The sequence below is a fragment of the Microbispora rosea genome (assembly GCF_900156315.1).
Classification (GTDB): domain Bacteria; phylum Actinomycetota; class Actinomycetes; order Streptosporangiales; family Streptosporangiaceae; genus Microbispora; species Microbispora rosea.
Genome location: NZ_FTNI01000015.1, coordinates 173,401 through 187,421, shown reverse-complemented (window position 1 = coordinate 187,421; position 14,021 = coordinate 173,401). Strand labels below are relative to the sequence as shown.

The 14,021-nt window shown below is 70.0% G+C and carries 13 protein-coding genes; 7 read left to right on the top strand and 6 right to left on the bottom strand.

Annotated elements, in window-relative coordinates; all coding sequences use genetic code 11:
* The first annotated feature begins 21 nt into the window (after positions 1-21).
* The 3 genes from BXA11_RS21870 (at position 22) to BXA11_RS21860 (ending at position 4,229) form a co-directional block, all read left to right on the top strand.
* Complete coding sequence (locus tag BXA11_RS21870) at positions 22-2,025, top strand: ABC transporter ATP-binding protein (protein ID WP_143734434.1); 2,004 nt, start codon at positions 22-24, stop codon at positions 2,023-2,025.
* 333 nt (positions 2,026-2,358) lie between these two features.
* The gene (locus tag BXA11_RS21865; protein WP_083744460.1) at positions 2,359-2,988 is read left to right on the top strand and encodes a polysaccharide deacetylase family protein; all 630 of its coding nucleotides are present in this window, start codon (positions 2,359-2,361) and stop codon (positions 2,986-2,988) included.
* 50 nt (positions 2,989-3,038) lie between these two features.
* A complete protein-coding gene (locus BXA11_RS21860; protein ID WP_076437284.1) occupies positions 3,039-4,229 on the top strand; it encodes an endo-1,4-beta-xylanase in 1,191 nt (396 codons plus the stop codon).
* Positions 4,230-4,469: 240 nt separating this feature from the next.
* Here the strand turns inward: BXA11_RS21860 and BXA11_RS21855 are convergent, their stop codons facing one another.
* The 3 genes from BXA11_RS21855 to BXA11_RS21845 all read right to left on the bottom strand — a co-directional run bounded on the left by BXA11_RS21855 (position 4,470) and on the right by BXA11_RS21845 (position 8,674).
* Positions 4,470-5,294: a helix-turn-helix transcriptional regulator gene (locus tag BXA11_RS21855; RefSeq protein ID WP_076437282.1), complete on the bottom strand. Its 825-nt coding sequence runs from the start codon at positions 5,292-5,294 to the stop codon at positions 4,470-4,472.
* 137 nt (positions 5,295-5,431) lie between these two features.
* On the bottom strand, positions 5,432-6,889 hold the full coding sequence (locus BXA11_RS21850; protein ID WP_076437280.1) for an MFS transporter: 1,458 nt from the start codon (positions 6,887-6,889) through the stop codon (positions 5,432-5,434).
* Between the two features lie 327 nt (positions 6,890-7,216).
* Positions 7,217-8,674, bottom strand: a complete 1,458-nt coding sequence (locus tag BXA11_RS21845) for an MDR family MFS transporter (protein ID WP_239105072.1) — start codon at positions 8,672-8,674, stop codon at positions 7,217-7,219.
* Between the two features lie 507 nt (positions 8,675-9,181).
* Here BXA11_RS21845 and BXA11_RS21840 point away from each other — a divergent pair.
* Complete coding sequence (locus tag BXA11_RS21840) at positions 9,182-10,273, top strand: molybdopterin-dependent oxidoreductase (protein ID WP_239105073.1); 1,092 nt, start codon at positions 9,182-9,184, stop codon at positions 10,271-10,273.
* Complete coding sequence (locus tag BXA11_RS21835) at positions 10,270-10,692, top strand: hypothetical protein (protein ID WP_083744457.1); 423 nt, start codon at positions 10,270-10,272, stop codon at positions 10,690-10,692. The genes BXA11_RS21840 and BXA11_RS21835 overlap by 4 nt, the downstream gene beginning before the upstream one ends.
* On the opposite strand, the gene BXA11_RS21830 is transcribed toward BXA11_RS21835, so the two are convergent.
* The gene (locus BXA11_RS21830) at positions 10,576-11,766 is read right to left on the bottom strand and encodes a glycoside hydrolase 5 family protein (RefSeq protein ID WP_204053756.1); all 1,191 of its coding nucleotides are present in this window, start codon (positions 11,764-11,766) and stop codon (positions 10,576-10,578) included. The genes BXA11_RS21835 and BXA11_RS21830 overlap by 117 nt on opposite strands.
* A gap of 105 nt (positions 11,767-11,871) precedes the next feature.
* Between BXA11_RS21830 and BXA11_RS21825 the strand changes: the two genes are divergently transcribed.
* Positions 11,872-12,441, top strand: a complete 570-nt coding sequence (locus BXA11_RS21825) for a TetR/AcrR family transcriptional regulator (protein WP_076437354.1) — start codon at positions 11,872-11,874, stop codon at positions 12,439-12,441.
* Here the strand turns inward: BXA11_RS21825 and BXA11_RS21820 are convergent.
* Both BXA11_RS21820 and BXA11_RS21815 read right to left on the bottom strand, forming a co-directional pair.
* Positions 12,438-12,659 (bottom strand): hypothetical protein, encoded by a 222-nt coding sequence (locus tag BXA11_RS21820; protein WP_076437277.1) that lies wholly within the window; start codon positions 12,657-12,659, stop codon positions 12,438-12,440. The genes BXA11_RS21825 and BXA11_RS21820 overlap by 4 nt on opposite strands.
* On the bottom strand, positions 12,656-13,330 hold the full coding sequence (locus BXA11_RS21815) for an RNA polymerase sigma factor (protein ID WP_076437275.1): 675 nt from the start codon (positions 13,328-13,330) through the stop codon (positions 12,656-12,658). The genes BXA11_RS21820 and BXA11_RS21815 overlap by 4 nt, the downstream gene beginning before the upstream one ends.
* 101 nt (positions 13,331-13,431) lie before the next feature.
* On the opposite strand from BXA11_RS21815, the gene BXA11_RS21810 reads away from it, so the two are divergent.
* Positions 13,432-13,917, top strand: coding sequence for a peroxiredoxin family protein (locus tag BXA11_RS21810; protein WP_076437273.1), 486 nt, complete (start codon positions 13,432-13,434; stop codon positions 13,915-13,917).
* Positions 13,918-14,021: the final 104 nt, after the last annotated feature.

The following is a 14,021-nucleotide window of genomic DNA, read 5'->3' as shown; positions in this document are numbered from 1 at the left end:
GGGGGCGGCATCGAATCGGCGATGCGCCGCCTGCCACTCGGACTGGACGACCCGACCAGCATCGCCGACAGCGGGCTGACCGGCCCCATCGACATTCCGGACCCCAAGCCGCGAAAACAGCCCAGGGACCTGAGGTCGCGGTGGCGGCGGATCCGGCAGACGGTCGCCGGCACCGTGCGCGGCCTGCCGCGCGTGGTCGGGCTGACGTGGCGGGCCAGTCCCGTGCTGACCGTGGTGATCGGCGTGGTCACCGTCGTCAGCGGCCTGCTGCCCACCGCCTCGGCGTACATGACGAAGCTGCTGATGGACTCGGTGGTCGAGGGCATCCAGGTGCACTCCCAGCACCGTCCTGACGTCGTCATGCTGACGGTGCCGCTGTTGCCCGGCATCGCCATGACGTCGTTCGGCAAGATCATCGCAGTGGCCGCGCTGCAGTTCCTCCTCTTCACGCTGACCACGGTCGTCACGTCGCTGACGAACATCGCCCAGCAGCTGCTGCAGGAGAAGATGGTGCTCACCATCCGGCACACGGTGATGGACCACGCCAGCACCCTGCATCTCGCCTTCTTCGAGGGCTCCCAGTCCTACGACCTGCTGCGGCAGGCCGACCAGGAGGCGCCCAGCCGCCCGCTGTCGATGATGAACTCCGCGTTCGGCCTGGTGAAGACCGTGATCACGTTCTGCACGATGATCGTCATGCTGATCGCGATCAGCCCGCTGCTCGCGGTCGTGGCACTCGTCACCCCGATCCCGGCGTTCGTCTCGCAGACCCGATACTCCGCCCGGAGCTTCGCGTTCAACTTCCTCGGCTCCCCCATCCGCCGCCGGATGGAGTATCTGGCGGGGCTCGTCACCACCGACACGTACGCCAAGGAGATCAAGCACTTCGGGCTCGGCTCCTACCTCGTCGACCGGTTCCGCCGGCTCGGCCAGGTCTACTACGAACGGCAGCGCAGGCTGATCGGCACGCGCAACGCGGCCGCCGCCGCCTGGAGCATGCTGACGACCCTCACCAGCTCCGGGATCTACCTCTACATCGCGCTGCAGGCCGTCTCCGGCCGGCTCACCCTGGGCGATCTCGCGCTCTACACCGGCGCCGCGGCCGCCGTGCAGAGCTCCGTCCAGGGCCTGTTCCTCGGGGTCAGCGGCATGTACGAGAACAACCTGTTCCTGGACCTGCTGTATCGCTTCCTCGGCACCCGCCCGGCGATCCGCAGGCCGGAGCGGCCCCGCCCGATGCCCACGGACGTACGCGGTCACGTGCGGTTCGAGGAGGTCTCGTTCAGCTACTCCGGATCCGACGTCAAGGCACTCGACCGGGTCAGCTTCGAGATCCGTCCGGGCGAGACCGTCGCGGTGGTCGGCCGCAACGGCGCGGGCAAGTCCACGCTGATCAAGCTGCTCTGCCGGCTGTACGACCCGACAGAGGGCCGGATCCTGCTGGACGGCGTCGACATCAGGGAGTACGACCCGGAGGATTACCGGGCCAGGATCAGCGCGATGTTCCAGGACTTCGTGACCTATCAGGCCACCGCGAGCGAGAACATCGGCCTCGGCGACCTCCCGCGGATCGAGGACAGGGAGGCGATCGCGGACTCGGCCGAGCGGGCCGGGATAGCAGAGCGCATCGAGCGGCTGCCCAGGGGCTTCGACAGCCCGCTCGGCCGGTGGTTCGACCAGGGCGTCAGCCTGTCCGGCGGCGAATGGCAGAAGATCGCGCTGGCCAGGGCGTTCATGCGCAGGTCCGCGATCCTCGTGCTCGACGAGCCGACCTCCGCACTCGACGCGCAGGCCGAGCATGATCTGTTCACCCGGCTGCGCGCCCTGGCCGCGGGACAGACGACGCTCTACATCTCGCACCGCTTCTCCACCGTCCGCCAATCCGACCGGATCATGTTCCTGGAGGACGGCACACTCGTGGAGGACGGCACCCATACCGAACTGATGCGGCTCAAGGGCAGATACGCCGAGTTGTTCACCCTGCAGGCGTCGGCGTACCTCGATGACGAGAAGGCCGCCGGGTGATCCCTCGCGTGATCACGCCCTCTCCGCTCGCAGGCCGCCTCGCGGCCTGAAGCCCGAAAGTTTCGGAGAGGTTCTGTGGCGTTTTAGGGCAGCCAGGAACTCACGACCACCCCTCCCGCCAGCGAGTCCGCGAGATCTACGTACCCCCGGGCGGTTTTGACCCCTTGACGTACCACAATCGCGTTCCTATGGTCTGCATTACTTTCGTTACGTCACAGAAACTTTCGGGCGTACTCGCGTGAAGATGGAGTCATCGTGGTCAACAGACGCCGGCGCCCACGCGGGCCACGTCTTCTCGCCGTTCCACTGGCCACGATAGGTCTCCTGCTGGGCATGGCACACCCGGCCCTGGCGGACAACCCGACCCCCACGGTCGTCGACTCGACCCGCGGCGGCGGGCTGTCGGTCGGCTTCACCTTCGACGACGGGCCGAACCCTCCTGACACTCTGCGCCTGCTCGACGTGCTGCGCGAGCACCACGCGAAGGCGGTCTTCTGCCTCTGGGGTGAGCATGTGCGGCAGCACCCGGAGGTCGTCCGGCGGATCGTCGCCGACGGGCACACGCTGTGCAATCACGGCATGCGCCACGACGACATGGCGGCCTGGCCGGCGGAGCGGATCCGCGCCGACCTGCTGGAGACGAGCGCCGCCATCCGCGCGGCCGTGCCGGGAGCGCACATCCCGTACTTCCGGGCCCCGTACGGCAACTGGGGGCAGACGCCGACCGTCGCGGCCGATCTCGGCATGCAGGCGCTGGGCTGGCGTCTGGCCATCGGCGACTGGGATCCACCGGGGACCGCCGAACTGATCCGCCGCCTGAGAGAAGGGATCACGCCGGGGGCGGTGGTCCTGATGCACGACGGCGGCGGGGACCGGAGTCAGACCGTCGACGCCGTCGACACGGTCATCCCCGCGCTCCGGTCGGAGGGATGGCACCTGTCGCTGCCCGCCCGGCGGGGCTGACCTGACCGCAGTACCCATCAACCCCCCACTTTCACCCCCGAGGAGTTCGTGTGCTTCGTTCCGCACTGTCCATCGGCCTCGTGAGCGCCACGGTCCTGCTGAGCGGGGCGGCCCTCACCGGCTCGGCCTCGGCCGATCCCGGCGCTGCCCCCGCCCCTCATCCGCCCGGCCCCGGGCACTCCCAGCCCGTCCGCCCCCCTGCGGACTCGCTGCGCGCCCTCGGCGACCGGGTCGGCCTGCGCATCGGCACCGCCGTGAACATGGACGAGCTCGGCAGCAACGCCGACTACACCCGGATCACGGCCGAGCAGTTCTCCAGCGTCACCCCGGAGAACGTGATGAAGTGGCAGCTCGTGGAGCCCACCCGCGGCACGTACGACTGGGCCGCGGCCGACCGGCTGGTCTCCTTCGCGAAGGAGAACAAGCAACTGGTCCGCGGCCACACGCTGGTGTGGCACAGCCAGCTGCCGACCTGGCTCTCCTCCGACGGCTACACCACCACGCTGTCGAACGACGAGCTGAAGGCCCTGCTCAAGAAGCACATCCAGGACCAGGTGAAGCACTTCAAGGGCGACATCTGGCAGTGGGACGTGGTCAACGAGGCGTTCGACGACGACGGGAAGCCCCGCGAGACCGTCTGGTACAAGGCGTGGGGCGGCCTCGGCTACATCGCCGACGCCTTCCGCTGGGCGCACGAGGCCGACCCCAAGGCCCTGCTCTTCTACAACGACTACAACCTCGAGTTCACCGGGCCGAAGAGCAACGCGGTGTACGACTTCGTCAAGACCCTGAAGGCCCAGCGCGTGCCCATCGACGGCGTCGGCTTCCAGGGCCACCTGGACACCCAGTACGGCTTCCCGGACCTGCAGAACAACCTGCAGCGCTTCGCGGACCTCGGCCTGAAGGTGGCCGAGACCGAGGTGGACGTCCGCACGTTCACCGAGGCCGCGCCGAACGTGAACACCCCGACCACCCCGCTGGCCTCCTACGCCCAGGAGAGCTACTGGTCCCGCGCCCTGAAGGCCTGCCTGGCGGTGCGCGAGTGCATCTCGTTCACCCCCTGGGGCTTCGGCGACACCTACTCCTGGATCCCCGGCTGGTTCAACAACCCGCAGGAGGGCGCCGCCCTGCTGTATGACGCGGACCTGAAGCCCAAGTCGCAGTACTACGTGATCCAGCAGGACCTCGCCCTGGCCGCGGGCGCTCCGCGTCGCGCCGACGGGGGCCCGGGCCGCCACTGACCGTTCCTCGGCGACGGGCACGGGGCGCGCTCACGAGGCCGCCCCGTGCGCCGTACCCCGCCGTACGACGCGTGGCGGCATTCTCTCAGGGGATCTGCCGCCAGGCGTGCGACCGCCGGGATGACCAGAACCGCCTGCGAAACCTCACCCGCACGTGCACGCCGCGGCCCGGCACCTGCTGCGGCGCCGCCCGGTGAGCGGGTGAGTGAACGAAACAAGCGCTGAGCAGCCGGCCGAGACTCAGGAGGCGCCGGTTCCCGTTTCCTCGGTCAGCGGCAGGTGGATCACCAGGGAGTGCGCCGGGCTGTCCACGACGCTCGCGACGACGAGACGGAAGGCGCGTCTGCCGAGGCCGGGAACGTCGAGCGTCCGCGTCCGCTGGTGCTGCCCCCGCACGTGCTGCTCGTGCCACCAGCCGCGGAAGTCGGCGCTGGCGCTCTTCAGGTCGCCCACCAGTTCCTGCATCCTCCGGTCCGCCGTCCTGGTGGCGTACGCCAGCCGCAGCCTCGCGATGACGTCGAGCGTGTCGTCGGCCCAGTTCACCAGTCGCTTCCTGGCCTCGGGCTCGGTGAGCATCCACCACAGGATGTTCCTGCGGGGCCGGGGCAGCGCGCCGAAGTCGGTGTACCAGTCGGCGGCGGCGCGGTTCCAGGCCACCACGTCGCCGTACCGGTTGCCGGCGTACAGCGGAAAAGGGCCGTGGCCCGCCACCTCCACCACCTGGGAGACCAGCTTCTCCGCCGACTCGTCGACCCCGTACGGGGCCTCGGCCGGCCCCTGGCCGAACGCGAGCCGGTGGATGTAGGCGCGCTCGTCCTCGCTCAGGCCGAGGACGCGGGCCAGGCTGTCGAGGACCTGCGGGGAGGGGTGGATGTCGCGGGCCTGCTCCAGGTAGGTGTACCAGGTGGGGCTGAGCCCCGCGAGAACGGCCATCTCCTCCCGGCGCAGGCCCTTCGTACGCCGGTGGACTCCGGTGGGGAGCCCCGCCTCCTGGGGGCTGATGCGCGCGCGACGGCTACGCAGAAACTGAGCGAGCTCCTGTCTGTTCTCGCTCCTGTCGGACACGGCATCCCCTAACGCCTGCGGTGACAAGGCCCGGGCCGGTCAGCGTGAATCGGCTTGATCCATCATTGTCGTGGAGTTGTATCGCCGGATTAAGATGCTTGCCCCCGAGCGAAATATCGGCGATCAGTCCGGTGGCGTCACCGGGCGTGGAACCGTCCGGTCCACCAGCGGTTCGGTATGGTCACCACGGAGGCCAGCGCCGCGAGTGCGATGAGGTAGACGAGACTCGCCGCGAACGCTCTGCCGTAGCCGGCGGGGGATACGCTCGCGCCGTCGAGGGTGCCGAAGAAGACGATCCCGATGATCGCGACTCCGAGAGCGCCGGCCATCTGCTGGACCGTGGACAGCACGCCCGAGGCCGACCCGGCGTACTCCGGCTCCACGCCGAGCAGCACCTGGGACAGCAGTGGGGCGCCGACCATGCCGATCCCGGCGCCGGCCACGGCCGTCAGCACCTCGTACAGCGGCAGGTTCACCCCGGCGCCGGCGTCGCGGGTGATCAGCGCGAGGCAGACCTCCCCCGCGACGATCAGGATCGCGCCGGCGGTGAGCGTGCGGCGGCCGAGCCTGCGGATGAACTTCGCCGCGTTGATGGATGTGGCGAAGAACGCCACGCCCATGGGCAGGAAGACCATCCCCGCCCTGAGCGGGGAGTAGCGCAGACCGTCCTGCACGTACAGCGCGATCACGAGCATGAACGAGGCCATGCCGCCATAGACGGCGAGCACGGTGGCCAGGCCGGTCACGAACGACCGGGAACGGAACAGGGACGGCTCGACCAGGGGTGTGCCGCCCGCCCGGGACAGGCGCACCTGCTGCCACGTGAACAGCGCGAACACCACGACGCTCGCCGCCAGGGAGACGAACGTCCAGGCGGGCCAGCCCTCCTGCCGGCCCTCCACCAGGGGCACGAGCAGCAGCAGGACGGCGGGGAACACGATGGCCACGCCGGCCAGGTCGAGACCGCGCGCGCTCGCGGACCGCGACTCGGGGACCAGGCGCGGCAGCAGGAGCAGCGTGACCAGGCCGATGGGCAGGTTCACCAGGAAGCAGGCCCGCCAGCCCAGCCCGAGCACGTCCGAGGCGATCAGCAGGCCGCCGATCACCTGCCCGCCGACGGTGGCGAGACCGAGGGCGGCGCCATATCCGGCGAACGCCCGCGGCCGGTCGTCATCGGTGTACGTGACGTTGATGATGGACAGGACCTGCGGGAACATGAGCGCGGCCGCCATGCCCTGCAGAGCCCGGGAGATCACCAGCATCTCCGGGCTCACCGCCAGGCCGCACAGGACCGAGGCCGCGGTGAACGCCGTGAGGCCGATGGCGAACACCGAACGCCTGCCGTACAGGTCGCCGAGGCGTCCGCCGGTGATCAGGCCCGAGGCGTACGCGACGCCGTAGCCCGCGACGACGAACTGGACCTGCGCGTCGCTGGCGTTCAACTCCGCCTGGGCCGACGGAATGGCGACGTTCACGATGAAGAAATCAAGAATCGTCATGAACGTGCCGACGAGAATGACGGGAAGCGCGAACCAGCGGGTGCGGTCGCGCGCTTCCCCGATGCTCGCTGGGACGGATCCGGTGACGCTGCTCATGCTGTCACCTCACAGCGGTGCACGGCGTTCGCCGGAGGCACACTTTCGACCGCCTTGCGAAACGCGCAGTGCAGGGTGATTCGCTCGCTTCGCTTGCTCATCTTCCTCTCCTGGGGCGTGTGAACGGGAGATTCCGATGAAGCTTCTCCGGCGGCGGCCGCGTGCTCCAGAATCGACCTGTGCTGGTATCGCGAGTACCAGCGTCAGCCGCGGTCGCGGCTGGGGCGACGCCGAGCCCTTCGGCGTGACCGAGCGGGCGGGGCCCGGAGCGGACGTCCTGCTCGCGGCCGGCCCCACGCGTCCCGCTCCGCCGCCGTCAGGCCCGTCTCAGTGCACGGATTGCCCGGGCTCGACGACGCTGTCCGCTCGGGCCGGCAGGAGCACGGCGGTGACGACCACGGCCAGAGACAGCACGGCGCCGATGACGAAGGCCAGCCGCATGCCGTCGAGGTTGGCGAGCGCCTCCGTGACTCCCGCGGATCTCAGGGCATCGGCTCGCGCGCTCATCACGGTGATCACGAGCGCGGTGCCGAAGGCCGCGGCGACCTGCTGCAGGGTGTTCAGGATCGAACTGCCGTGGGAGTAGAGCTGCGGGGGCACCGCGCCGAGCCCGAGGGTGAACACCGGGGTGAAGGTCGCGGCCAGGCTCACCATCAACAGCGCGTGCAGCCCCAGGAGCTGCCAGAACGGCATGGTCATGGTGACCTGGGTGAGGCCGGCGAGCGCGAGCGCGATTCCGATCGCGCCGGGGATGACCAGAACCCGGCCCCCGAACCGGTCGAACAGGCGGCCGACGGCGGGACCGAGCAGCCCCATCGCGAGACCGCCCGGCATCACGAGGAGTCCGGTCTCCAGAGGGGTGAGCTGGCGGACATTCTGCAGATACAGCGGCAGCAGGATCATCGAACCGAGCATCGCCATGAAGGCCACCGACATCAGGACCAGCGCGACCGTGTAGGTGCGGTGGCGGAGGGTGCGCAGGTCCATCAGCGGCACACCGCGCTTCTGCAACGACAGCTGGCGGACGACGAAGACGGCGATGGCGGCCAGGCCCCCTGCCACGATCGCGGCGGCCACGCGGACGTCGCCGCCCTCGAACCGGCTGAGTCCGTAGACCAGGCCGCCGAAACCGGCGGCGGAGGTCACCACGCTCAACCAGTCGATCGCACTGACCTGGGTCTCTCCGACGTTCTCCAGCTGCTTCAGGCCGCGCCAGGCGATTATCGCGGCGATGGGGAGCACCACGGCGAACAGCAACCGCCAGGAACCGAGCTGAAGGATCACGCCCGAGACCGTCGGGCCCATCGCGGGCGCGACCGAGATGGCCAGGCTGACGTTGCCCATCACGCGGCCCCGCTCCGACTCGGGCACCACCTGCATCAACGTGGTCATCAGCAGCGGCATCATCACGGCCGTCCCGGAGGCCTGGACGATACGGGCGCCCAGCAGCACCTCGAACGACGGCGCGACGGCGGCCAACGCCGTGCCGAGCAGGAACAGACCCATCGCGGTGGCGTACGCGCGGCGGGTGGACACCCTTTGCAGGAACCATCCGGTGATCGGGATCACCGCGGCCATGGTCAGCATGAAGGCGGTCGAGAGCCACTGCGCGGTCTGCTCGGTGATGTGCAGAGCGCCCATCAGCCGCGGGATCGCGTTGATCATGATGGTCTCGTTGAGGACGACCACGAACGTGGCGAGCACCAGCAGCCGGATCACGGCCGGGGTGCGCCTCGACACCGCGGTCGCGGGTTCGGCGGGGGAATCAACCTGTGCGATGGACACGGCACCTCGATCAGGGGTTGTCGGGGAACGACGTGGTCGCTGCTGGCGTCCCAGCCTGGGCTTCCACAACGATTTGCGGTTCATGGCAAGCCTGACAGGCGCCACCGACAAAACTCATCGCCCACGCCCGAGCACCACGCCCACGCGGCATCACCGAGCGCGGAGCGTGGGGACCCGTGAGACCGGTCCCCCGGCTTCACGGGTGTTCGAGAGCGCGGCCGCGCCGGCTCTGAACGCGTGCCGGCAGGCGAAGAGAGGACGGTCGTCCCGCGAATGTCCCGCCGTGGATCGGCCCCACCCGGGTCTCCCGGCGGCCCGTCATGGATCCGTAAGCATTCGCGAGGCCGGGCGGCGGTACGGTCGCGACTGTGCTTCCGAATGTCATTTCCGGCGCGGATCGCGATTCGCCGCCATTCCGGAGAAAGAGGCCGGACGATGGTGCGTGATTCTGTCACGAGAGACCGGGTCGAAACACTTCTGCGGAGTGTGCCGGGCCGTTTCGGCAGCGTGCTGCATTCCGAGCGCGTGGCCGCCCGGCTCGGCCTGTGGCTCGGGATCAGCTTCACCGTGGCCTTCGCCACCGGCCTGTTCAGCCACTTCATGCAGCATCCGCCCGGCCGCCTGGCGTGGCCGTCCCGGCCGGTCGGGCTTTATCGGATCACGCAGGGACTCCACGTCATCGGCGGGCTGGCGACGATTCCGCTGCTTCTCGCGAAACTCTGGACCGTTTATCCGAAGCTGTGGCAGTGGCCGCCGTTCCGGTCGCTCTCCCACGCCGTGGAACGCGGGCTCGTGCTCGTTCTCGTCGGCGCTTCGCTGTTTCAGTCGATCACTGGACTGCTGAACATCTCGTACGTTTACCTGTGGCCGTTCTCTTTCCCCGCCGCGCATTACTGGACGGCGTATCTCCTCTATGGCGCTCTGATCATTCATGTGGTCAACGAATGGGCGAAGGTGCGCAGGCAGCTGTGGACACGGGAGCAGGTCGAACCCCGGGAGGTGGTGACGGCCCGGCGTCGCTTCCTCGGCACCGTGGCCGCCGCGTCGGGCCTCACCGTCCTGTTCACGGTGGGCGAGACGTACGCGCCGCTTTCCGGGCTCGCCCTGCTGGCGCCGCGCGAACCGCACACCGGCCCGCAGGGCCTGCCGGTCAACAAGTCCGCCGCGGCGGCGGGAGTGACCACCGTGATCCACGATCCGGGATACCGGCTCACCGTGACCGGCGCGGTGCGCACGCCGCTGTCCCTGACGTACGACGACCTGCTGCGACTCCCCCAGCACACCGTCCGGCTGCCGATCGCCTGCGTGGAAGGCTGGAGCGCCGAGGCCGAATGGTCGGGGATCCGGTTGCGTGATCTCGCCGCCCTGGCGGGCATCGCCCCGGACGCCGTGCTCACGGTCGAGTCGCTGGAGAGAGGCGGGGGATACCGGTCGAGCGAGGTGCGCCCACCGCACTGGAACGACCAGCTGACGCTGCTGGCGCTGCGGATCGGCGGCGCGCCGCTCGCGCCCGACCACGGTTTCCCCGTACGGCTGATCGCGCCCAACAGGCCGGGAGTGCTGCAGACCAAGTGGGTGTCGAAGGTGGTGGCCGCGTGAAGAACGGCGTGAACGCACCGCGCCTGCTGGGATACGGGCTCGGCGGCGCACTGGTCGTGACCGGGTTCGCCGGCCTGGTCGTGGACGCCCACCTCACCGATCCGCTCGGCTGGGCCCTGTGGTTCGGCGGTCTGATCGTGGCGCACGACGGGGTGCTCGTGCCGCTGGTCCTGCTGACCGGCGTGGCCGTCGGCAGGATGCGCTCGCCGTCGCCGGTGCGGGCCGGGCTGACCGTCGCGGCCATGCTGTCCCTCCTCGCCCTGCCGATGGTCACGGGTCTCGGCCGCCGGGCCGACAACCCCTCACTTCTGCCGCTGGACTACGGGCGCAACCTGCTCGTCGTCCTGGGCCTGGTCGCCCTCGGGACGGCCCTGGCCGCGATCGCCGTACGGCTGCGGGCCAGGCGCCGGCGTGGATAGACGCCCGCTCAGCCGGTGGTTGGTCTCGGTCACCGCGTCGACGAGGTCGCGGTAGGGCTCGTCCCACGGGTCCTTCAGCCCGAATCCGCGGTGGGGGTTCTCGAGCCAGCCGCACCAGTGCCAGCCCAGGCACCACGGGCGGGCGGCGAACGCCTCGGCCGCCGCCGTGTAACCCGCTCCGCGTTCCCGCTGGTCCCGGCAGGAGCCCGTACGGCCCGGGCTCATCGTCGTCGGGCACCAGTTGCCGGTGTCGGCGATCAGGACGGGACGGGTGGTGCGTTCGTGCCATCGGCCGATGCGGTCGAGCGCCGCGTCGAGGTGGCCGGGCCCGGGAGGGGGGAACGCCTGCACCGACAGCACGTCGACGTACGGCGCCATGGCGTCGAGCACCGGCTCGGGCACCCCGGCCCGGGTGCCGTAACGGTCGCCGAGGATCAGGTGGTGGGGGTCGTGACGCCGGATCGCCTCGGTGGCGACGCGATAGTAGGCCTCCGCGATCGCGGGCAGCTCGTCGGCCGGGTAGCCGCTGCCCGCGGGGTGCGGGCCCCAGCAGGGCACGTCGACGAGGAAGTAGCCGAGCAGGTCCGGGTCGTCCGGGCGGCACAGCGTCCTGGCCAGGTGGTCGCACCACTCCGCGAAGGCCGGCGCACGGGGATCGCGGTAGGCCGGCGACCCGTTCCACAGCTCGATCTCGGCCACCCGCAGCGACAGCGTGTACGGCAGGCCCGCACCGGCGAGCTCGTCGGGCGGCAGGCCGTCCGAGTGTCCGAGGTCGACGGCGCCGCCCTCCGTGGCGAGGCCGGAGCCGCTGACGTACTCCGAGGTCCAGCCGATCGTGTTGAACCCCCACGACCTCATCTCGGGCACCAGTCCCTCACGCAGCCAGCGCCGGCGTGATCCTCCGTACCGGGTCCGGTAGATCCCGATGTTGTGCGGATACCGCAGGTTGGTGTCGTCCGCGTGGACGACCCCGATGGACAGGAACGGAGTCCCGTCGGGCGTACGCAGCGACCATCGGTCGCGGCGTTCCACGGTGAAGCCGCGTCCGGCGGTGGTGCCGGGGTTTCCGCTCACAGCGCGCTCCTCTTCACGAGTCTCTTCGGCGAGACGAGATGCCTCGTCTCGTGTCAATCTACACGAGACGAGATGTCTCGTCTCTTCCTCGGCTACAGTGTGCCCATGCCCGCCGATCCCGCCCGCCGCAGTCAGGAGTCCTGGCGGGCGATCCTCGACGCCGCGTACGCGCTGTTCGTGGAGAACGGCTACCAGTCGGTCACCATGGGCGGCATCGCCGCCAGGGCGGGGGTGGGGCGGCAGACGCTCTACCGCTGGTGGCCCTCAAAGGGGGCGGTCGTCTTCGAGGCGTTCCTCGACAAGGTGAGCATCGGCCCCTTTCCCGCCGACGGCGACTTCGCCGCGATCCTGCGCGCCTACGCGCACGGATTCCTCACCCTGTACGTGGACGGGGCCGGGGGAAGCCGGCTACGCGAACTGATCGGCGCCGCGCAGACCGACCCCGACCTGGCCCGTGCCATGGCGGAGCAGTGGTTCGAGCCCCGGCGGGCACCCGTACGGCAGGCGCTGCGCGAGGCGCAGCAGGCCGGGGCCGTCCGCGCCGACGTCGATGCGGACACGGCTCTCGACCTCGTCTTCGCGCCGCTGCACTATCGCCTGCTGGTGTCGGGCCAGCCCCTGGACGCCGCGTACGCCGACGCCGTGGTCGACCTCTGCCTCCACGCGTTGCGCTAGATCGAGTCGGACACCGCGGCCAGCAGGCCCTCGAAATCATCGTTGCAGGGACCGCAGGCGCGCAGGTGGACGGCGATCCCCGGATATCGCTCCCGTGCGGCGTCCGGGTGCCGCGTCACAAGTTCGACGTACACGTGGAGCAGTTCCATCGCCTTGTCGCAGCCCACGTCGCGCGGGTCGGTGCGCAGGAACCGGTCGAGCTCGTCCCAGCCGTTCATGACCGTCCTCGGATGCCGATGTCCAGATAACCTCCGGCGACGAGCGCGGCGCGCAGCTTCCGCCTGGCGTCGAACATCGTCTTGTAAACGGCGTTGCGGTTCGTGCCCAGCTCGACGGCCAGAGCGTCCGGCGGGACGCCCTTGAGCACGATCGCGACGAAGATCTGGCGCTGCCGTTCGGTGAGTTCCTCGTCCACGGCACGGCGCAGCGCGGCGGCCAGATCCCGCCACTCGAGGCGTTCCGCCGGGTCGAACCCGAACCTGCCCGGCAGGCGCTCCCAGTCCTCGCCCTCCAGCGGCACCCCCGGATCACGCCAGAAGTGGCGCCCGAGCTTGGCCGACACCTCCAGCACGGCGAACTTGTAGACCCAGGTGGTGAACCGGCTCTCCCCGCGGAACTGGCCGAGCTTCGCGGTCACGGCAAGCAGGGCGTCGGCCGCGGCCTGGTGAGCCACGTCGTCCAGCTCGGGTCCGGACAGCCGCAGTCGCGGAGCACGCCTGTGCACCTCGTTGCCCGCCACGCGCAGCAGGACCGCGTGCAGCCGTTCCACGGCCGCCTCCCGCTCCGCTCCGGCGCCGCCGAGCGTACGCAGCCACTCGGCCGACTCCGCATCGACCGAGGCGAGGGTGGAGGTGGCCTGGTTCTCCCCGAGGCCGGGATCCGCCGCCATACGTCCGATGCTATTTGACCGCCCCCGGGAGGTAAGACCTCGGCCGACGGTGACGCGAAGACAGTGACAAACCCGATTTCCGAGACGACAGGGACATCGACATGACACTGCTCCACCCCGGCGACCGCTTTCCCGATCTGGCCGTGGCCCTTCCCGGCGGGGAGACCCTGCACCTGCCCGGCGCGCTCGCCGGAAGCTTCGGCGTCGTGCTCTTCTATCGGGGTTCGTGGTGCCCCTACTGCAAGGCGCAGCTGCGCGCCTTCCAGCGGTCGCTGGAGACCCTCAGCGGTGTGGAAGCCAAGGTGGTGGCCCTGTCGGTGGACGACGAGGCCACCACGGAGGAGCTGGTCACCACGCTCCGGCTGGACTTCCCGGTCGGTCACAGCGCCGACCCCGACCTGCTGGCCCGCGCGACCGGCGCCTTCGTCAACGACGACCCCAGGTATGTCCAGTCGACCGGCTTCGTGCTCGACCCCGAAGGCCGGGTCGTCGTCAGCGTCTACTCCAGCGGCGCGATCGGCCGCCTCGTCCCCGACGACGTCGTCGGCCTGATCCGCTACATCAAGGAGCACTCGCCCGCCGCCTGAACCCGCCATAACGGGCGACGGGCGGGGTGACACGGGCAGGCCGGCCCGCCACCGGCCTGCCCGTCCCGGTCCCCGCTGCTCGGCCGGGTCCCCGGCGGCCCCGG